This is a genomic window from Listeria farberi (assembly GCF_014229245.1).
Lineage (GTDB): Bacteria > Bacillota > Bacilli > Lactobacillales > Listeriaceae > Listeria > Listeria farberi.
Genome location: NZ_JAARZJ010000006.1, coordinates 163709 through 182038 on the forward strand (window position 1 = coordinate 163709; position 18330 = coordinate 182038).

Here is an 18330-nt window from a genome sequence, read left to right on the forward strand (position 1 = left end):
TCACAAATGAAGTGATATAATAATATGTAGAAATCTTATCCAGAGTGGTGGAGGGAAATGCCCTGTGAAACCCAGCAACCTAAACAATAATTCATTATGTGTTTAAGGTGCTAAGTCATGCAGAACAACGATTTGTTCTGAAAGATGAGAAGGAAGTTAGCCCATTTGAAAAAATGCTGCCTTTCTGCTCATTAGCAGGAAGGCTTTTTTGTATATCAGAATGTAGAAAAGGTGATAGAGATGATTACGTTACAGAACGTCGTAAAAGAATATACGTCCAGAAATAACAAAGTTCTCGCGGTCGACCATGTCGATTTAGAAATTGAACAAGGTGAAATTTTCGGAGTAGTTGGTTATTCAGGTGCTGGTAAAAGTACGCTAATCCGAATGTTCAATGGATTAGAACTACCAACGGAAGGATCTGTTGAAGTAGATAATCTACTAATTAGCCAAATTCGCGGTGGGAAATTAAGAAAAGCGCGCCAACAAATCGGTATGATTTTCCAACATTTTAATTTATTATGGTCAAGAACCGTTGCAGAAAATATTGCATTTCCGTTAGAAATTGCTGGAGTACGTGGTGAAAAAAGACGTTTCCGAGTCAATGAACTAATCCGGCTTGTTGGTTTAGAAGGAAAAGAAAACGCCTATCCCGCTGAACTAAGCGGCGGACAAAAGCAACGCGTCGGTATCGCAAGAGCGCTCGCCAATAATCCTAAAGTATTGCTTTGTGATGAAGCTACATCCGCACTAGATCCACAAACAACCGATGAAGTTTTAGAATTACTATTAGATATAAATAAACGTCTCAACCTAACTATCATCGTTATCACCCACGAAATGCATGTTATCCGGAAAATTTGTAATCGCGTGGCAGTTATGGAAAACGGGAAAGTTGCTGAACTCGGTGACGTACTAGATGTTTTCCGTCATCCTAAAGAAAAAGTAACGCAGCGCTTCGTTCGCCAAGTAACTGATTCAGACGAAACAGAAGAACTAATCCATCTATTACTCGATAATTACGCAGAAGGTAAAATCGTTAAACTACTCTTCATGAGTGAAAATGCAACTCAGCCTGTGATCTCTCAAGTAGCAAAAGAAAATGATATAATGCTAAATGTTCTTCACGGGAACTTAACTCAAACGCAAAACGGTGCGTACGGAACATTATATGTCCAAGTTTTAGGCACGGAAGAAGCGATAGATGCTAGTCTAACACAGCTCCGTCAACTTAAAGTAGAAACGGAAGTGTTAGAACGATGACGAAATTACAAGAATTATTCCCAAATGTTGATTTTCAAATGATGTGGGTGGCCACACAAGAAACGCTATATATGACACTTACTTCATTATTTGCAGTTTTTTTACTAGGAATCGTGCTAGGGTTATTACTATTTTTAACCAATAATAAAAAACATGCCGGATCGCGCATTTTATACTGGATAACAGCAATCCTCGTTAATGTATTCCGTTCCATTCCTTTTATTATTTTAATCGTGTTACTTTTACCGATGACAAAATCGTTAGTCGGAACCGTAATTGGACCGAAAGCAGCACTTCCAGCTTTAATTATCTCAGCAGCTCCGTTTTATGGTCGAATGGTAGAAATTGCTTTTCGTGAAGTGGACAAAGGTGTTATTGAAGCTGCTAAATCAATGGGCGCGAACATGTTTACCATTATTGGTAAAGTGCTCATCCCAGAAGCCTTACCAGCGATTATTTCTGGTATTACGGTGACAGCAATTTCACTTGTTGGATTCACTGCGATGGCCGGTGTCATTGGTGCAGGAGGGCTTGGAAATACAGCTTATCTTGAAGGATTCCAACGTGGGCAACCTGATGTAACGGTCCTTGCGACAATCATTATCTTAATTATCGTCTTTATTTTCCAGTTTATCGGCGACTTCCTAACAAAACGAACCGATAAACGCTAACCAAAGTATATGAAGCAATTTATATAAAAAAACGCGGAATCCCCGCAAAAAAGGAGAGAATTTCATGAAAAAGGTTCTTGGTTTAATTTTCACATTAAGTTTAGTTTTAGTACTTACAGCTTGCGGTGGCTCCTCAGATAAAGCATCATCTGATAAAGACGATAACAAATTGGTAGTGGGTGCTTCTAATACACCTCATGCGCAAATTTTAGAACAAGCAAAACCGATTTTGAAAGATAAAGGGATTGACTTGAAAATTGTTAAATATACAGACTACGTTATGCCTAACAAAGCCCTAGAAGAAGGCGATTTAGATGCTAACTACTTCCAACATAAACCATATCTTGAATTAGAAGAAAAAGAAAAAGGTTACAAATTTGCTGATGTTGGCGCAATTCACATCGAACCAATGGGCATTTATTCTAAAAAAGTAACAGATATTAAAGATTTAAAAGACGGCGCGCAAGTCTTACTTTCTAATTCAAAATCTGACTGGCCGCGTGTGATTGGTATTTTTGTAGATAATGGACTTTTAACGCTTAAAGACGGTGTGAAAGCACAAGATGCAACCTTTGACGACATTAAAGACAATCCGAAAAACTTGAAATTCAAATATGATTTTGACCCTGCTTACTTAATGACTGCATATAATAATGAAGAAGGCGATGTTGTCGCTATTAACTCAAACTTTGTTGTAGACCAAGGTTTAAATCCTTCTAAAGATGCTATTGCAATCGAAAGCAAAGATTCTCCGTATGCTAATATCGTTGTAACTACGGACAAGAAAAAAGATGACAAAAACATTAAAGAACTAGTTAAAGTTTTACATTCAAAAGAAATTCAAGATTACATTACGAAAGAATGGGACGGAGCAGTTGTTCCAGTCGATAAGTAAACAAAAAAATCCTTTTACCGATTTGGTAAAAGGATTTTTTTTAATTAGCACTACTTAAATATAGTTTCAGTCCATCAGAAATGGCCTTATCAAGTTCTTTTTTAGAAACAATGTCTTTACCTTCTGGCATTGGAGGAACTTTTTCGTAATCAAGCATATCCACAGTTGTCGTTAAGCTGATTAAATCTTTTGTTTTGCTATCTTCAAAGTTCGTAGTAATAATAGCTTTACTAAAACCTTTTTTGTTATCTGGTGTAAGTGTTAGTTTGAAATCTAACGTTTGATTTTTATCAGAAGTAAGGTTTTTTAGTGAAGAACGAACACTGTCTTGACCGGCGTTCCATTTTTTTTGAGCTTCTTTTTGTGTACTGCCATCAATTTCTGAAAGAAGTGTTACGATATTTCCGTCATCATTAAGTGCTGTAAAGACGTTATTTACTAAATCCTTGATTTCATTTTTAGATAGCTTTAGGACGATATCTCCATTATCTTTAGCGGTGAAATGTTTGTCATCTAAGTTATTCAAATAACTATAAATTGCGATACCACTTGCTTCTTCAATTTTTTTCAATTCTTCTGCTTGACGATCAACGGTTTCTGAATCAATTGTTTGATTGGAGAAGTTTTGAAATGTCTCAAATACGTTGAGATATTTAGATTCTAAGTCTTTATTTTGTGCAAGTACTTTGTTAAAAATCTGAGCGGCTGAATCGGATAGTAAGTTTGAAATACTATCGGATGCGTCATAAATATCAGAAACTGGAATATAGGCTTTTCCGTCCTCACTATTTTGGAGTGCATGTAAGGTTAAATCAAGTGGATTTTTTCCTTTCCAGTGAAGCGAATAAGCACTATAAGAAGAGGAAGAATCACTATCTACAGAAATTTTATATTGAATGTTAGATTTTTTAAGTTGATTTAAGTCAGTATCAGAGCCAAGTTTTTTAATGTAGTTATCAGATAAGTTATTTACTTGGAAGGTGACGTTCGTTGTAAATTGTTTATTTTCAGTTGCTTTCTTTAAAGTAGAGGTGAAGTCGGACTTAGGGGAGCTACACCCAGATAATGTGGCTAAAAGCAATACAAAGATGGTCAGAGCCATTATTGCTTTCTTCATATTTTAAATTCTCCTTCAATAAATAATCATTTATTACAAATAAGTTATTATGTTGCAAATTTGTTACGTTACAACAATACCATATCTAAATAAGATATACAATCCTTTTTTGTAGTAAAAAAGGACCTTTCTTCTATTGATATAAAGCGTTCTTTCTTTTATGTAATAGATTCTCAAATAAAATGGGAATAGTGATAATACTTGAAAACTGGCAAAAAACAGCTATTAATAGTAGAATGAAGGGGAGAATGCGAAGAGTGCTGGTTTTTATAGTTGTAATCAGATTAGAATTATACTAAACTAGGATTATGCAAATTTTACACTAGGGAGGACTTTTTTTATGGCAACTTTAAAGATTCAAGATTTACATGTTGAAATAGAAGGAAAAGAAATTTTGAAGGGCGTTAACCTTGAAATTTCAACTGGCGAAATCCATGCAATCATGGGACCAAATGGAACAGGTAAGTCTACGTTATCCTCAGCTATTATGGGGCACCCGAAATATGAAGTAACCCAAGGAACAATCACGCTTGATGGAGAAGATGTACTCGAAATGGAAGTAGACGAACGCGCTCGTGCTGGTCTTTTCTTAGCGATGCAATACCCAAGCGAAATTAGTGGTGTTACAAATGCTGAATTCATTCGTGCAGCCATCAACAGCCGACGCGAAGAAGGCGATGAAATCCCAGTAATGCAATTTATCCGCAAACTAGATGCAAAAATGGATATTTTAGATATGGACGAAGAAATGGCGGAACGTTATTTAAATGAAGGATTTTCAGGTGGAGAGAAAAAACGTAATGAAATTCTGCAATTATTAATGATTGAGCCAAAATTAGCGATTTTAGATGAAATTGACTCCGGTCTTGATATCGACGCGCTTAAAGTTGTCTCTAAAGGTGTAAATGAAATGCGCGGCGAAGGTTTTGGCTGCTTAATCATTACCCACTACCAACGTTTACTTAACTACATTACACCAGATTTTGTGCACGTAATGATGCAAGGTAAAGTAGTGAAAGAAGGCGGGCCTGAACTTGCGAAACGTTTAGAAGCGGAAGGTTATGACTGGATTAAACAAGAACTTGGTATTGAACTTGAAGAAGAAGAAGCAGTAGACCAACAATAAGGAAGTGAGGTTAAAATCATGGCAGAAAATATGACAATTAAAGATGATTTTATCCACGCTTTTTCAAGTAATGCGAATGAACCGGATTGGTTTTTAGAAATCCGTCGCAATGCTTTTAAAGCCTACGGGGAACTTGACTTGCCTTTTGTGGATAAAACAAAAATTACTCGCTGGAATTTCACAAAGTTTGAGACGTTTATACCTTTTAAAGAAGGCGTGACGAATGAAACTTTACCTGAAAAAGTAGCGAATTTAGTTGATTTAGATAATAAAGAAGCCAATTTTTACGTTCAAATGGATGAAAGACCTGCGAGACTTCAGTTGCAACAAGAACTAGTTGATCAAGGTGTTATTTTTACAGATATTATTTCCGCTGTGAAAAACCATCCTGAACTTGTGAAGAAATATTTCATGAAAGATGCAGTTCAAGTGAATGAGCACAAATTGACTGCTTTTCATGCGGCACTAGTGAACGGTGGGATTTTCCTTTACGTTCCTAAAAATGTTGAAGTGAAAGCGCCAATTCAAGCTGTTTTTGTACAAGAAAAAGCAGAATCTCCACTTGTTAACCATGTGTTGCTTGTGGCGGATGATAATAGCGCAGTCACTTATGTGGAAAACTATGTAACAGTAGATAACGCACCTAAAGGGATTGTTAGTATTGTTGAAGAAGTAATCGCTGAGAAAAATGCGCGTATTACTTTTGGTGGTGTAGACAATCTTGCAAGTGATGTTACGACATATGTGAACCGTCGTGGACACATTGGAACAGATAGCCAAATTGAATGGGCGCTTGGCCTGATGAATGATGGCGATACAATTAATGAGAACGTAACAAACCTAATGGGTGATGGATCTTCTGCTGATGTAAAAACAGTGACAGTTGGTCGCGGTAAGCAAACGCAAAACGTAACAACTCGCGTGACACATTACGGAAAAGCTTCTAACGGTACGATTTTATCTCATGGTGTTATGAAAGAAAGAGCAACAACTATTTTTAACGGAATTGGCCACATTAAACATGGCGCTTCTAAGTCTGATGCACAACAAGAGTCACGTGTATTAATGCTTAGTCCTGAAGCACGCGGTGATGCAAACCCAATTTTATTAATTGATGAAAATGACGTAGTTGCAGGTCATGCGGCTTCTGTTGGACGCGTTGATCCACTACAATTATTCTATTTGATGAGTCGCGGGATTTCTCAAAAAGAAGCAGAAAGATTAGTTATTCATGGCTTCTTAGATCCTGTTGTTCGTCAGTTACCAATCGAAAGTGTAAAAACGATGCTTCGTGAAGTAATCGAAGGGAAAGTGCGCTAAATGATTGATATCCAAAAAATTCGGGCGGATTTTCCAATTTTAGCTCAAGAAATAAATGAAAAACCGCTAGCTTATTTAGATAATGCTGCCACTTCACAAAAGCCAAAACAAGTTATTGCGGCTTTAACCCATTACTATGAATTTGATAATGCGAACGTTCACCGCGGTGTGCATACCCTTGCGGCAAGAGCGACGGATGCATATGAATCAGCTCGTTCTAAAGTAGCCAAGTTCATTCATGCTCGCGAAGTAGCAGAAATTATTTTTACAAGAGGTACTACTTCAGCGATTAATTTAGTTGTAGATAGTTACGGTGAGGCAAATATTGAAGCTGGCGATGAGATAGTTATTTCTTATCTAGAGCACCATTCTAATTTGATTCCGTGGCAACAACTAGCTAAACGCAAAGGCGCGGTTTTGAAATATATTGAGTTAGAAGAAGATGGAACGATTTCTGTGGAACAAGCCAAAAAAACGATTGGTGAAAAAACGAAAATCGTTGCATTAGCTCATGTTTCTAATGTACTCGGGACTATCACGCCAATTAAAGAAATCGCAGCAATTGCTCATCAATTTGGAGCAGTCATTCTCGTTGACGGTGCGCAAGCTGTGCCTCATATGGAAGTCGACGTAGTAGATTTAGATGCTGACTTTTATGCTTTTTCAGGGCACAAAATGATGGCTCCTACTGGCATTGGCGCCTTGTACGGAAAACGTGAATTGCTTAATGCGATGGAACCTACCGAATTTGGCGGAGAAATGATTGATTTTGTTGAATTATACGATTCGACGTGGAAAGAACTGCCGTGGAAATTTGAAGCTGGAACACCGATTATTGGCGGAGCGATTGCGCTAGGTGCGGCGATTGATTACTTGGCGGAAGTCGGACTCGAAAATATTCACGCACATGAACAAGAATTAGTCGGCTACGCGATAGAAGAAATGGATAAAATCGAAGGCATTACCATTTACGGACCAAAAGATGCGAGTAAACGATGTGGTTTAGTGACTTTCAATTTAGATGGCGCACACCCACACGATATTGCGACTATTTTGGACGAAGATGGAATTGCAATTCGAGCTGGTCATCACTGTGCACAACCATTGATGAAGTGGCTGGATGTTTCTTCTACAGCTCGCGCAAGCTTTTATATTTATAATACAAAAGAAGAAATTGATGCGCTTATAGATGGCCTCAAGTTAACAAAGGAGTATTTTGGATTATGACAAGCCGGAAATTAGATCAGCTTTATAGACAAGTCATTATGGATCACTATAAAAATCCGCGCAATAATGGAGAGCTCCCAGATAGCGATGTAACAATCGACCTCAACAACCCAACATGCGGTGATCAAATTCATCTTCATTTAAAAATGGACGGTGATAAAATCGTTGCGGCAAAATTCACTGGTAGCGGCTGTTCGATTTCGATGGCCTCTGCTTCGATGATGACGCAAAGCATTATTGGGAAAACCGAGAAAGAAGCATTAAAAATGTCCCGTGAATTTTCAGAAATGGTGCAAGGTCACGACCATGAAACAATTGATGAATACGGCGACGTTGAAGCACTTGCTGGAGTTGCGAAATTCCCAGCGAGAATCAAATGCGCGACTCTTTCTTGGAAAGCAATGGAGAGAGCGATTTTTGAAAAAGAAGGAACAAAATAAGTAGCGAAAAGGAGGATACGACATGACTGAAATTCCAGAAATTGGCGAATACCAATATGGATTCCATGACAAAGATACCTCTGTGTTCCGTACAGAACGCGGATTAACAGAAAAAGTAGTAAGAGAAATTTCGAATATTAAAGAAGAACCAGAATGGATGCTTGAATTCCGTTTGAAGTCTTTGGAGCAATTTTATAAAATGCCAATGCCGACTTGGGGTGGCGACCTGTCAGAACTGAAGTTTGAAGACATCACTTACTACGTGAAACCGTCTGAACAAACCGTACGTTCTTGGGATGAAGTTCCTGAAGAAATTAAACGTACTTTTGATAAATTAGGTATTCCTGAAGCCGAACAAAAATATTTGGCTGGGGCATCTGCGCAGTACGAATCCGAAGTAGTTTATCACAATATGAAGCAAGACCTAGAAGATTTAGGGATTGTCTTCAAAGATACAGATTCCGCGTTAAAAGAAAACGAAGATATTTTCAAAGAATATTTCGCAAAAGTAATTCCACCAAGCGACAACAAATTCGCTGCGCTAAACTCGGCTGTTTGGTCAGGTGGTTCATTCATCTACGTACCACCAGGTATCAAAGTAGATACGCCACTTCAAGCCTATTTCCGCATTAACTCGGAAAACATGGGGCAATTTGAACGGACGCTAATTATCGTCGACGAAAATGCCAGTGTAAACTACGTGGAAGGCTGTACTGCTCCCGTTTATACAACGAATTCCCTTCACTCAGCTGTCGTGGAAATTATTGTAAAACCAGGCGCTTACTGCCGTTATACAACCATCCAAAACTGGGCAAATAACGTTTATAACCTAGTAACAAAACGTACTTTCTGTGAAGAAAATGCGACTATGGAATGGATTGATGGTAACATTGGTTCGAAATTAACGATGAAATACCCAGCTGTACATTTACGTGGCGAAGGAGCGCGCGGAACGACACTTTCTATCGCGATTGCTGGTAAAGGCCAACGTCAAGACGCAGGAGCAAAAATGATGCACTATGCGCCTAATACGTCCTCTACGATTGTATCGAAGTCGATTTCGAAACAAGGCGGAAACGTAACGTACCGCGGAATTGTTCATTTTGGTCGTAATGCAGACGGCGCACGTTCCAATATCGAATGTGATACGCTCATTATGGACAACCTGTCCACATCGGACACAATCCCGTACAACGAAATCCTAAACAGCAACATCTCATTAGAACACGAAGCCAAAGTTTCCAAAGTATCTGAGGAACAACTTTTCTACCTAATGAGCCGTGGTTTAAGCGAAGAAGAAGCGACAGAAATGATCGTTATGGGCTTCATTGAACCATTTACGAAAGAATTGCCAATGGAATATGCCGTTGAGATGAACCGTTTGATTAAGTTTGAAATGGAAGGCTCGATTGGTTAATATAACAAAAAACCCCTTCAACTACAGGTCTGTGGTTGGAAGGGGTTTTTATTTACATTTAATTTTAGCTATTTTTCTTTCGACTTAAAAAGCCAGCAATAAAATAAGATAGTATAAAAATAGAAAATCCGCCTATTAAAGATATATCTGATCCATCAAAAGGTTTCGTACCAGTAAAGATTGAACCGATTAATAGCGTTCCGAAAAAAACTGAAGTCACTATAATAAGTCTTTTCATCTGTTTTCTCCTTTTTTAATTAAAGTATAAAACATAAAATATTTAAGGTAAAGCAACAACCAAATTAAAAGATTCTCCCTCCTTTTTGCGTTATAATAAATATAAATCAAAAACGATAGAGAGGGTGGCGGTTGATGATTACAATCGGATTAACTGGATGGAGTGATCATGATTCTTTATTACAAACAAAAAAATTAACGTTGGCTGATTATGCGGCACATTTTCCTGTGGTAGAAGTTGATACGAGTTTTTATGCGATTCCTTCTCCGCGAACAACGGCAAACTGGGCGGCGCAAACTACGGATGATTTTCGTTTTGTGATAAAGGCTTTTTCGGCGATGACAAAACATAAAGAATGGTCGCAGTATTTTGATAGCGAAAATGCGATGTACACGGCATATATGGATATGATTGCACCGATAAGTGAATCGGGAAAACTACAGGCGATTTTATATCAATTTCCACCATATTTTCACTGTACGAAAGAGAATGTGACTTATTTAAGATATATTGCCTCGAAAATGGGTGATTTGCCTGTAGCAATTGAATTTCGTAATAACTCATGGTATAGCGAACAAAATACAGAAAAGACGTTAGATTTACTACGCGAATTAGGGTTTATTCATACGGTTGTCGATGAACCGCAAGTTGGGTCTGGAAGTGTACCAATTGTGCTTCGTGAGACAAATAGTGAGATGACGCTAGTTAGACTGCATGGTCGGAATCAGTATGGTTGGATGAAAGCGAGTAGTCCGGAATGGCGCGAGGTTCGCACGCTTTATCGTTATAATGAGGAAGAAATTAACGAATGGACCAAATATGTGGAGCATTTACAAAAACTTTCCAAAGAGGTAGTCGTGATTTTTAATAATAACAGCGGCGGGGATGCAGCTGATAATGCGAAACATTTACAAAAGGCGCTCCAAGTTGAGTTTCAAGGTTTGGCACCTATGCAAATGGATTTGTTTTCAGAATAAAAAGATGGCGCGTGAGTAGCGCCATCTTTTTTATGCCTTAATTCCAATTAAAAAGCTAATAACTAAAATAATAAGTACAATCCCAGTTACGCCAACATATAAGTAATCTTTTTCCTTCAAAAAAGTAAACAATGATACAACAACACGAAGGACGGGCGTTAAAATCAAGCAAAACAGACCGAACATCATAATTGCGTATGGTTTAAGCGTTCCTAGCCCGCTGAAAATCGCTGTAAGTGAGGTCGGGTAAGTTTCCCCAGGATAGCCACTTTCTCCGGTAATAAACAGCATAACAAGGCCAAAAACGATAATGATCGCACTAAGGACAACACCGATTCGTAGCAGCGCGCTAACAATTAGCTCCACGCGGTACATTTCTTCTTTTTTCTCTGCCATCTAAATCCACCCCAATCCTTCTAAAATCATTTGGAAGGCAACATATAAAATGACGGGAATAAAAATAATCCGAATAACTTTGCTTTTTAGACGTTGCATGATGCGCGTTCCAAGCGTTGCACCGACAAGTACCCCAATCGCAACAGGAGCTGCAATAGCGGGCTGGATGTCGCCTTGGAAAAGATACACAGTTGCACTGGCCGCCGCAGTTACTCCCATCATTAAATTACTCGTCGCGCTACTTACTTTTAGTGGCATTTTCATAAAGACATCAAGTGCCATGACTTTAAAAGCACCACTACCGATTCCAAGTAAACCACTAGCAATACCTGCGCCGTACATCACACCGAAACCAGCAGGAACATTTGCCACTTGATAGTCAACTGTCTGCCGTAAAGATTTATCGTAATAGGAATCATGTAAGTTTAATTTGGTTGCGAGTGGGTCTGGTTTTACATTGGTAGGAAATTCTGAACCGACCTTTTTTATCATGTTGAAAGCAGAATATAGAAGTAAAAGTCCGAAGATGATGTAGAGGGCTGTAGCCGAGAGCAGTCCGCTGACGAAAGCCCCGGTTATTGCACCAATTGTTGTGGCAATTTCGAGAAACATCCCGACACGAAGATTGGTGATGCCGTCTTTGATATAAGCGATGGCAGAACCACTACTAGTTGCGATAACGGAAATAATACTCGCACCAATCGCATACTGAATATCAATCCCGAAAATAAGAGTCAAGGCTGGCGTTACGATAATTCCACCACCAAGCCCAAGCAAAGAGCCTACAACCCCTGCAAAAACAGAGATTAAAAGAATTTCGACTGTTTGCGTAATATCCAAAAAAATCACGTCCCTTTTAAAACAATATATCCTATCATAACATAAAATGAAAAGGGAACAATTCATCCAGTCCTAGTGCGTGTAAAAAAAGCGGTTTTAAGCTACAATAGTTATAGGTAAGGAGTGAGATGGATAGATGAAACATTTAACTTTATGGCATACAAATGACGTTCATAGTCACTTGGAACATTGGCCACGCATTTTTAATTTCTTAAAAGAGAAAAGAACAGCTGCAAAAAAAGAAAATAAGTCGGCGCTCTTTTTTGATATCGGTGACTTTTTGGACCGGGTCCATCCGCTTACTGAAGGAACGAACGGGCTTGCTAATACGGACTTACTTAATCAACTACCGTATGATGCGGTGACTTTTGGCAATAATGAAGGAACGACTTTGGCCCATGAAGATTTGGATAAATTATATGAGCATGCGACCTTCCCAGTAGTTTGTTGTAATTTTTACGCAGATAAAGAACGAACAAAGCAGCCGGACTGGGTGAAATCGATTGTTTATAAAGAAATAGCTCAAGTGAAAATTGCTATTATCGGTGCAACGGCGCCTTTTCGGGAATACTATGAAGAAATGGGCTGGGGCATTGAAGAACCTATTAGCTCGATTCAAAAACAAGTTGCTGGTTTGGAGGAAGGAACTGATTTAGTTATTTTACTCAGCCATCTAGGTTTACCGAGTGATGAACGCATTGCGCTCGAGATTCCAGAAATAGATGTAATTTTGGGCGGACACACACACCATTTACTTGAAACTGGCAAAGTAGAAGGAAGTACGTTACTTGCAGCTGCGGGGAGATGGGGCGAGTATATCGGAAAAGTGGATATTGAGCTAGACGAAAATAATCAGATAAGCTCTAAAACCGCCAAGACTTTTAAAACAGAAGATTTGCCAGCCGTTCCAAATGAAGCTAGTGAAATTCAAGGTTTCTTCGATAAAGGGCGCGCAGAACTCTCTGAAAAAGTAGTTGCGATTCCCGGGAAGTTAGCGCATAATTGGTTTGATGACTCGGAAATTGCGCACATTTTGAATGCGGCGGTTTGTGAATGGACCGGTTCGGAAACGTTTATGATGAACGCGGGCATTTTTATGACAGATTTTGAAGCTGGGATTGTGACGGATTTTGATATTCACCAAATGTTACCTCATCCACTAAATGCGATTGCTTTAACAATGTCTGGTGAGGAGCTCGAGATACTTATTGACGGAATCTACCGAAAGAAAGCAGAACTGCAAGATATTCCGCTTCGAGGTTTTGGTTTCCGAGGCGAGTATTTTGGTACCGTTTTGATGGACAGAGCTGGTTTTGACTCAGAAAATCAAGTGGCACTTTTTGATAATAAACCAATCGAACACGCACGGGAATACCGGATTGCGACACATGATACATTTGTCTTCGCGCCATTTTTCCCGATAGTAAAACAAATTAAACGAAAAGAAGTATATACACCGGAATTACTCCGAGATATTTTAAAATGGAAACTCAAAAAAATGTACGGACAGGAGGAAGACAAGTGACGATTACGATTCAAGATTTAAACTACGAGATTATCACCAATTATCGCGATGCTTTTGACGAGGAGAAGTTAAATGAACGGTTTAGCGATATACTTGGACGATATGATTATATAGTTGGTGACTGGGGTTACGATCAACTCCGTCTCAAAGGCTTTTTTGATGATGATAACCGTAAAGCCGCATATGACAACAAGATTAGCACATTAAAAGAATATATTTATGAATACTGCAATTTTGGTTGTGCATATTTTGTTATTAAAAAAGTAAAATAGTAAATGAGGTATTTTGGAATTGAAGAATTATAAAGCGTATTTAATTGATTTAGATGGCACGATGTATCGCGGGGCAGAAGTTATTCCCGAAGCAATCATTTTTATTGAAAATTTAAAACGTGCGGGACTTCCGTATTTATTTGTAACTAATAATTCTACAAAGACACCAGATCAGGTAGCCGAACATTTAACTGGTATGGGCATTCAAGCGGAATCGGGTGATGTTTTCACAACTTCACAAGCAACCGTGCAATTTATGTTGGAACAAAAACGTGAGAAATCGGTTTATGTTATCGGTGAACGTGGAATAAAACAAGAACTAACTGATAATGGATTTGAAATTACTTCTAGTAACCCAGCTTTTGTTGTTGTTGGACTTGACCGAGAGGTAGATTACGAAAAATTTGCTAAAGCAGCTCTTGCGGTTCGAGGTGGTGCAATGTTTATCTCTACTAATGGAGACGCAGCAATCCCAACTGAACGCGGTTTGCTTCCGGGAAATGGTTCGATTACATCGGTTGTTTCTGTCGCGACAGAAGCGGTGCCTGTTTTTATCGGGAAGCCAGAATCTATTATTATGGAGCAAGCACTCACAAAGCTTGGTGTTCATAAAGATGAAGCAATTATGGTTGGTGATAACTACGAAACAGATATTATGGCAGGAATCAATTATGGTATGGATACTTTAATCGTTCATACTGGTTTTACCTCAAAAGAAGCTCTTACTACCAAAGTGATTCAGCCCACATATGCTGTAACGAAGCTGACTGATTGGAAATTTAACTAAAAGAGCGGAGTTTTCTGCTCTTTTTTTAATAATTAGGAGGTTGAAAAAAATGGTTTCAATACAAAAGTTAACGCAAGATAATTTTCGTGAGACGACTAAATTACAAGTTCATCCACACCAGAAAACATTTGTCGCAGAAAATTGGTACTCGATTATCGAAGCGAGTTTTGAAGAAACATATCATTCTATTGTCATTTATGCTGAAAATGTGCCAGTTGGATATGCAATGTACGGAATGGATACAGCTGATGGTGAATTTTGGCTAGTACGTTTTATGACTGGAAAAGAGCACCAAGGTAAAGGTTACGGCGGGGATGCTTTAATGCAAATTATCGAAATGGTGAAAAATTTGCCAGAAAAACCAGCAAGACTCCGTTTATCTTATGAACCAGATAACCATGTGGCAGAGAAATTTTATGCGAAATATGGGTTTGAGAAAACGGGCGAAATTATCGATGGTGAGGCAGTTGCTGACTTGTGGTTTAAACGGTGAAAAAGGGTATAGAATGGGGATAAGGAGGACTGGGAATGGACGTATTTAATGATTTTTTTGTTGTATTTTTAATTGCAGCGACAGCTTTTTTTGTAGCGAGTGAATTTGCCATTGTTGCCATTCGAAAGCCTACTGTCCTACAACTAATTGCCTCAGATAATCCACGAGCGAAATACGTTAAAAAAGTAACAACTAATATGAATGATTATTTGGCTGCTTGTCAGCTGGGGAACACACTCGCTGCTCTTGCGATGGGGTGGGTCGGGGAAGCAACGATGCGCGGTTGGTTAGAACCACTTTTTTTAATGTTGCCACTACCAGAATCACTAGAAAAACCGATTTCGATTTTTGTATCGTTCATTTTAATTACTTTTTTAAATGTTGTTCTTGGGGAACTTGCTCCGAAAACATTCACCATTCAAAGCACTGAAAAAGTAGCGTTATTTATTGCGCGTCCGCTTGTTTATTGGTATCGATTAACGTTTCCCCTCAACTGGCTTTTAAATAACTCAGCGAATTTAATTACGCGGATATTTGGTGTAAAGCGTACAAATGATGCAGACCAAATGACACCGACTGAACTGAAAATTATTTTTGAAGATAGTTACCGACAAGGTCTTTTAAATCCACAGGAATTTCGTTATATGAAAAATATTTTCAAACTTGGGGACGTGCCAGCAAAAGAAGTTATGATTCCGCGGATGTCGATGATTGCGATTGATCAAACAGCGACAGTACGCGATTTGCTTAAACTAACTTCCGAGCATACATATCATATTTTTCCAGTAACCGAAGATGAAGACAAAGACCATATCATTGGCATGCTACGCGTCAGTGCAGTCATGGCCGGGCTTGGAAAAGATGAAGCCATTGTAGAACAATCAATCAAACCCTTTATAGCTCCAGTTTTAGAAGTGTTTGAAGGAATGGTTTTAGAAGAATTACTCGTAAAAATGCAACAAGAAAGCGAACCATTTGTCGTTTTAACAGACGAATATGGCGGGACTTCAGGCATTGTGACTCTTGAGGATGTTATGGAAGTCATTGTAGGTGATATGGAAGAAGCAAAAGGACCAAAAGGAATTCGTAAGGTGGCACTAAATCATTTCATTATAGAGGGATCGGAGCCGCTTTTAGAAGTAGAGGAAGCAATTGGTGTTCCGATTGAAAGTCCAGGTGTCCATACGCTATCAGGCTGGATGCTATTTGAACGCTTTGACTTAGAAACAGGGGATGAGATTGAACATGAAGGTTACCGGTTTATTGTTCGGTCGATGAATAAAAACTCAATAAGACAAGTGGAAGTAAAGCGCGGCAAAGAAAAACCAGTAAAAACGGAGGAGTGACCTCTAATTTTACTGGTTTTTGTTTAATTAACAATATCATCATGGTAACTATGGGCTAGACGACTTGCTGCAGCTGCTGCTATGGCCCCCACAATATCATCTAGAAACGTGTGAACAGCAATACCATCATGTTCGTTCAGCTTAGCCAGAATACCAGGTTTTACTTTATCAATATAGCCATAATTTGTAAAACCAATTGAACCATATACGTTAACAATAGAAAGTGCTAATATCTCATCTACGCCATAAAGCCCTTCATCCGCGCTAATAATGTTTTGTAGTGGTTGAACGAGTTCCCCTTTTTCGGCCATGACATCAAGCTGGATACCCGTTAAAACAGCATTTTGAACTTCTCGTTTACGAAGCACATGCTCTACATTTTGACGACATATCTCTAATTCTAATCCAGGATGATATTTTTGTTGTAAAAATAATACTAATTCAGCGATGTCATCTATTTCTACGCCACGTTCAATGAGCCAACTCCGAGCTTTAGCTTCGAGGGCGCTTTGTTTTTCTACCATTTTTCTTACCTCCTTTTCACTATATGTATATTGTATGATAGACGTTTACAGGATTTCTAAACATACTTATACAAAAATAGCGACCGCTTATTTTGGTCGCTAAAATAGTAGTGCTTAAAATACTTGGATGACTTCTTTAAATCCAATAATTTTCTCTGCTAAAGTCAATTCGATTCCCATTTTTAAAGTCATATCAGAACTTGGACAGGTTTCGCATGCACCAAGTAATTTGATTTTTACAGTGCCATCTGGAGTTACTTCTACAAGCTCGTAGTCTCCGCCATCACGAACTAAAAATGGTCGGAACTTTTTTAAAGCTTTATCAACTTCGGCATAACTAATTTCTTCCATAGGATATAGTTCTCCTTTCGCGAGGCGCTATCATACTCTCTATTATAACAGGATACGGAAAAAATTAAAGAAATTAAATTGGATTTTTCTGAGGAGAAAAGTAGTGAACTTTGAAGTAATTATCAAATAAAAACTCTCTTATCTAATTGATAAGAGAGTTTTAAATAATTGTTTTAGCTATTTTTCTTAGATATTGAGTAAATTCCTAAAAGAACGAAGCACGTACCAATTAATCCAAACAATATATTATCTTGTTGATTATCACCGGTTTGCGGTAATTTTATTTGTTTTTTGATAGTAGTTGGTTGGCTTGCTGTTGGTTTGTTTTCTTTAATCTTAATAGGCGTTTTGTTTTTATCTGGTTTTGGATCAACTGGTTTTGGATCTTCTTTTTTAGGATCATTTTCTTGTTTGACATATACAAAAGTGACTGTTTGTGTCTCACTTGTAAATACACCTTTGGCATTGGTAGGTGTAGTCGATAACTTCCAACCACTCAGTTTTTTAGCTGTTGCCTCATAAGAGGTACCTAGCTTACCATTAAGCATATCAGAAGTAGCTAATTCATTGCCGTCGCCATCCACATATTTAACAGTAACAGGAGCGCCGTCAGCTTTTTCATAAACATAAGTGACGGTTTGGTTCGTACTCGTGAATACGCCTGAAGCATTGGCCGGAGTAGTTTTAACTGTCCAACCAGAAAGACTTTTAGCTGTAGACTGGTAAGGAGCATCGATTTTTCCGTTAAGTGTGTCAGAAGTAGCTAATTCGTTACCGTCGCCGTCCACATATTTAACGGTAACAGGAGCGCCGTCAGCTTTTTCGTAAACATAAGTGACGGTTTGGTTCGTGCTCGTGAATACGCCTGAAGCATTGGCCGGAGTAGTTTTAACTGTCCAACCTGCGATGCTTTTAGCTGTAGATTGGTAAGGAGCGTCGATTTTTCCGTTAAGTGTGTCAGAAGTAGCTAATTCGTTACCGTCGCCATCCACATATTTAACAGTAACAGGAGCGCCGTCAGCTTTTTCATAAACATAAGTGACGGTTTGGTTCGTACTCGTGAATACGCCTGAAGCATTGGCCGGAGTAGTTTTAACTGTCCAAC

At 38.5% G+C, this 18330-nt stretch carries 21 protein-coding genes and 1 riboswitch; of the genes, 14 read left to right on the top strand and 7 right to left on the bottom strand.

All coding sequences use genetic code 11. The annotated features are described in order from the left end of the window. The first annotated feature begins 32 nt into the window (after nucleotides 1-32). Nucleotides 33-151, top strand: a riboswitch (SAM riboswitch). 89 nt (nucleotides 152-240) lie between these two features. The 3 genes from HCB45_RS07255 (at nucleotide 241) to HCB45_RS07265 (ending at nucleotide 2829) form a co-directional block, all read left to right on the top strand. Beyond that, entirely contained in the window at nucleotides 241-1263 is a 1023-nt protein-coding gene (locus HCB45_RS07255) for a methionine ABC transporter ATP-binding protein (RefSeq protein ID WP_185619431.1), read from the top strand. Next, entirely contained in the window at nucleotides 1260-1934 is a 675-nt protein-coding gene (locus tag HCB45_RS07260) for a methionine ABC transporter permease (RefSeq protein ID WP_185319834.1), read from the top strand. The genes HCB45_RS07255 and HCB45_RS07260 overlap by 4 nt, the downstream gene beginning before the upstream one ends. A gap of 64 nt (nucleotides 1935-1998) precedes the next feature. After that, nucleotides 1999-2829 carry a MetQ/NlpA family ABC transporter substrate-binding protein gene (locus tag HCB45_RS07265; RefSeq protein ID WP_185619433.1) on the top strand — a complete coding sequence of 277 codons (831 nt, stop codon included), beginning with the start codon at nucleotides 1999-2001 and terminating at the stop codon, nucleotides 2827-2829. Between the two features lie 40 nt (nucleotides 2830-2869). Here HCB45_RS07265 and HCB45_RS07270 read toward each other — a convergent pair whose 3' ends face one another. Continuing rightward, entirely contained in the window at nucleotides 2870-3946 is a 1077-nt protein-coding gene (locus HCB45_RS07270) for an Lmo2079 family surface lipoprotein (protein ID WP_185619435.1), read from the bottom strand. A 340-nt stretch (nucleotides 3947-4286) separates the two neighbouring features. Here HCB45_RS07270 and sufC point away from each other — a divergent pair, with 340 nt between their 5' ends. Genes sufC through sufB form a run of 5 tightly spaced genes read left to right on the top strand, consistent with a single transcriptional unit; the run spans nucleotide 4287 to nucleotide 9476 of the window. Continuing rightward, on the top strand, nucleotides 4287-5072 hold the full coding sequence (gene sufC / locus HCB45_RS07275; protein ID WP_003722442.1) for a Fe-S cluster assembly ATPase SufC: 786 nt from the start codon (nucleotides 4287-4289) through the stop codon (nucleotides 5070-5072). Between the two features lie 18 nt (nucleotides 5073-5090). Next, the gene (sufD, locus tag HCB45_RS07280; RefSeq protein ID WP_185319831.1) at nucleotides 5091-6392 is read left to right on the top strand and encodes a Fe-S cluster assembly protein SufD; all 1302 of its coding nucleotides are present in this window, start codon (nucleotides 5091-5093) and stop codon (nucleotides 6390-6392) included. Next, nucleotides 6393-7619 (top strand): cysteine desulfurase, encoded by a 1227-nt coding sequence (locus HCB45_RS07285; protein ID WP_185619437.1) that lies wholly within the window; start codon nucleotides 6393-6395, stop codon nucleotides 7617-7619. Beyond that, nucleotides 7616-8059 (top strand): Fe-S cluster assembly sulfur transfer protein SufU, encoded by a 444-nt coding sequence (gene sufU / locus HCB45_RS07290; protein ID WP_003722439.1) that lies wholly within the window; start codon nucleotides 7616-7618, stop codon nucleotides 8057-8059. The genes HCB45_RS07285 and sufU overlap by 4 nt, the downstream gene beginning before the upstream one ends. A gap of 22 nt (nucleotides 8060-8081) precedes the next feature. Further along, the gene (gene sufB, locus HCB45_RS07295) at nucleotides 8082-9476 is read left to right on the top strand and encodes a Fe-S cluster assembly protein SufB (RefSeq protein WP_003722438.1); all 1395 of its coding nucleotides are present in this window, start codon (nucleotides 8082-8084) and stop codon (nucleotides 9474-9476) included. A 64-nt stretch (nucleotides 9477-9540) separates the two neighbouring features. Here the strand turns inward: sufB and HCB45_RS07300 are convergent, their stop codons facing one another. After that, a complete protein-coding gene (locus HCB45_RS07300) occupies nucleotides 9541-9714 on the bottom strand; it encodes a peptide ABC transporter permease (RefSeq protein ID WP_185608173.1) in 174 nt (57 codons plus the stop codon). Nucleotides 9715-9848: 134 nt separating this feature from the next. Between HCB45_RS07300 and HCB45_RS07305 the strand changes: the two genes are divergently transcribed. Next, nucleotides 9849-10691 (top strand): DUF72 domain-containing protein, encoded by an 843-nt coding sequence (locus tag HCB45_RS07305; protein WP_185619450.1) that lies wholly within the window; start codon nucleotides 9849-9851, stop codon nucleotides 10689-10691. Between the two features lie 30 nt (nucleotides 10692-10721). Here the strand turns inward: HCB45_RS07305 and HCB45_RS07310 are convergent, their stop codons facing one another. Both HCB45_RS07310 and HCB45_RS07315 read right to left on the bottom strand, forming a co-directional pair. Beyond that, the gene (locus HCB45_RS07310; RefSeq protein ID WP_003763796.1) at nucleotides 10722-11087 is read right to left on the bottom strand and encodes a DUF1634 domain-containing protein; all 366 of its coding nucleotides are present in this window, start codon (nucleotides 11085-11087) and stop codon (nucleotides 10722-10724) included. Beyond that, complete coding sequence (locus HCB45_RS07315; RefSeq protein WP_003722428.1) at nucleotides 11088-11927, bottom strand: sulfite exporter TauE/SafE family protein; 840 nt, start codon at nucleotides 11925-11927, stop codon at nucleotides 11088-11090. 136 nt (nucleotides 11928-12063) lie between these two features. Between HCB45_RS07315 and HCB45_RS07320 the strand changes: the two genes are divergently transcribed. Genes HCB45_RS07320 through HCB45_RS07340 form a run of 5 tightly spaced genes read left to right on the top strand, consistent with a single transcriptional unit; the run spans nucleotide 12064 to nucleotide 16350 of the window. After that, entirely contained in the window at nucleotides 12064-13452 is a 1389-nt protein-coding gene (locus HCB45_RS07320; RefSeq protein WP_185619439.1) for a bifunctional metallophosphatase/5'-nucleotidase, read from the top strand. After that, nucleotides 13449-13724, top strand: a complete 276-nt coding sequence (locus HCB45_RS07325) for a YutD family protein (RefSeq protein ID WP_185319826.1) — start codon at nucleotides 13449-13451, stop codon at nucleotides 13722-13724. The genes HCB45_RS07320 and HCB45_RS07325 overlap by 4 nt, the downstream gene beginning before the upstream one ends. A gap of 19 nt (nucleotides 13725-13743) precedes the next feature. After that, nucleotides 13744-14511 carry a TIGR01457 family HAD-type hydrolase gene (locus tag HCB45_RS07330; protein ID WP_185619441.1) on the top strand — a complete coding sequence of 256 codons (768 nt, stop codon included), beginning with the start codon at nucleotides 13744-13746 and terminating at the stop codon, nucleotides 14509-14511. 49 nt (nucleotides 14512-14560) lie between these two features. After that, entirely contained in the window at nucleotides 14561-15004 is a 444-nt protein-coding gene (locus HCB45_RS07335; RefSeq protein ID WP_185319824.1) for a GNAT family N-acetyltransferase, read from the top strand. 35 nt (nucleotides 15005-15039) lie between these two features. Continuing rightward, the gene (locus HCB45_RS07340) at nucleotides 15040-16350 is read left to right on the top strand and encodes a hemolysin family protein (RefSeq protein ID WP_185319823.1); all 1311 of its coding nucleotides are present in this window, start codon (nucleotides 15040-15042) and stop codon (nucleotides 16348-16350) included. A gap of 23 nt (nucleotides 16351-16373) precedes the next feature. On the opposite strand, the gene HCB45_RS07345 is transcribed toward HCB45_RS07340, so the two are convergent. The 3 genes from HCB45_RS07345 to HCB45_RS07355 form a co-directional block, all read right to left on the bottom strand. Then, on the bottom strand, nucleotides 16374-16874 hold the full coding sequence (locus HCB45_RS07345; protein WP_003769113.1) for a phosphatidylglycerophosphatase A family protein: 501 nt from the start codon (nucleotides 16872-16874) through the stop codon (nucleotides 16374-16376). A 114-nt stretch (nucleotides 16875-16988) separates the two neighbouring features. Continuing rightward, nucleotides 16989-17225, bottom strand: a complete 237-nt coding sequence (locus HCB45_RS07350) for a NifU family protein (RefSeq protein ID WP_185619443.1) — start codon at nucleotides 17223-17225, stop codon at nucleotides 16989-16991. 173 nt (nucleotides 17226-17398) lie between these two features. After that, nucleotides 17399-18330, bottom strand: a 932-nt coding sequence (locus tag HCB45_RS07355; RefSeq protein ID WP_185619446.1) for a MucBP domain-containing protein, incomplete at its 5' end; no start/stop codon positions are given.

What these genes read in the sequence shown, in the direction of transcription:
- HCB45_RS07255 (WP_185619431.1), top strand. Translation starts at nt 241, where the DNA reads ATGATTACGTTACAGAACGTCGTAAAAGAATATACGTCCAGAAATAAC.
- HCB45_RS07260 (WP_185319834.1), top strand. Translation starts at nt 1,260, where the DNA reads ATGACGAAATTACAAGAATTATTCCCAAATGTTGATTTTCAAATGATG.
- HCB45_RS07265 (WP_185619433.1), top strand. Translation starts at nt 1,999, where the DNA reads ATGAAAAAGGTTCTTGGTTTAATTTTCACATTAAGTTTAGTTTTAGTA.
- HCB45_RS07270 (WP_185619435.1), bottom strand. Translation starts at nt 3,946, where the DNA reads ATGAAGAAAGCAATAATGGCTCTGACCATCTTTGTATTGCTTTTAGCC.
- sufC (WP_003722442.1), top strand. Translation starts at nt 4,287, where the DNA reads ATGGCAACTTTAAAGATTCAAGATTTACATGTTGAAATAGAAGGAAAA.
- sufD (WP_185319831.1), top strand. Translation starts at nt 5,091, where the DNA reads ATGGCAGAAAATATGACAATTAAAGATGATTTTATCCACGCTTTTTCA.
- HCB45_RS07285 (WP_185619437.1), top strand. Translation starts at nt 6,393, where the DNA reads ATGATTGATATCCAAAAAATTCGGGCGGATTTTCCAATTTTAGCTCAA.
- sufU (WP_003722439.1), top strand. Translation starts at nt 7,616, where the DNA reads ATGACAAGCCGGAAATTAGATCAGCTTTATAGACAAGTCATTATGGAT.
- sufB (WP_003722438.1), top strand. Translation starts at nt 8,082, where the DNA reads ATGACTGAAATTCCAGAAATTGGCGAATACCAATATGGATTCCATGAC.
- HCB45_RS07300 (WP_185608173.1), bottom strand. Translation starts at nt 9,714, where the DNA reads ATGAAAAGACTTATTATAGTGACTTCAGTTTTTTTCGGAACGCTATTA.
- HCB45_RS07305 (WP_185619450.1), top strand. Translation starts at nt 9,849, where the DNA reads ATGATTACAATCGGATTAACTGGATGGAGTGATCATGATTCTTTATTA.
- HCB45_RS07310 (WP_003763796.1), bottom strand. Translation starts at nt 11,087, where the DNA reads ATGGCAGAGAAAAAAGAAGAAATGTACCGCGTGGAGCTAATTGTTAGC.
- HCB45_RS07320 (WP_185619439.1), top strand. Translation starts at nt 12,064, where the DNA reads ATGAAACATTTAACTTTATGGCATACAAATGACGTTCATAGTCACTTG.
- HCB45_RS07335 (WP_185319824.1), top strand. Translation starts at nt 14,561, where the DNA reads ATGGTTTCAATACAAAAGTTAACGCAAGATAATTTTCGTGAGACGACT.
- HCB45_RS07340 (WP_185319823.1), top strand. Translation starts at nt 15,040, where the DNA reads ATGGACGTATTTAATGATTTTTTTGTTGTATTTTTAATTGCAGCGACA.
- HCB45_RS07345 (WP_003769113.1), bottom strand. Translation starts at nt 16,874, where the DNA reads ATGGTAGAAAAACAAAGCGCCCTCGAAGCTAAAGCTCGGAGTTGGCTC.
- HCB45_RS07350 (WP_185619443.1), bottom strand. Translation starts at nt 17,225, where the DNA reads ATGGAAGAAATTAGTTATGCCGAAGTTGATAAAGCTTTAAAAAAGTTC.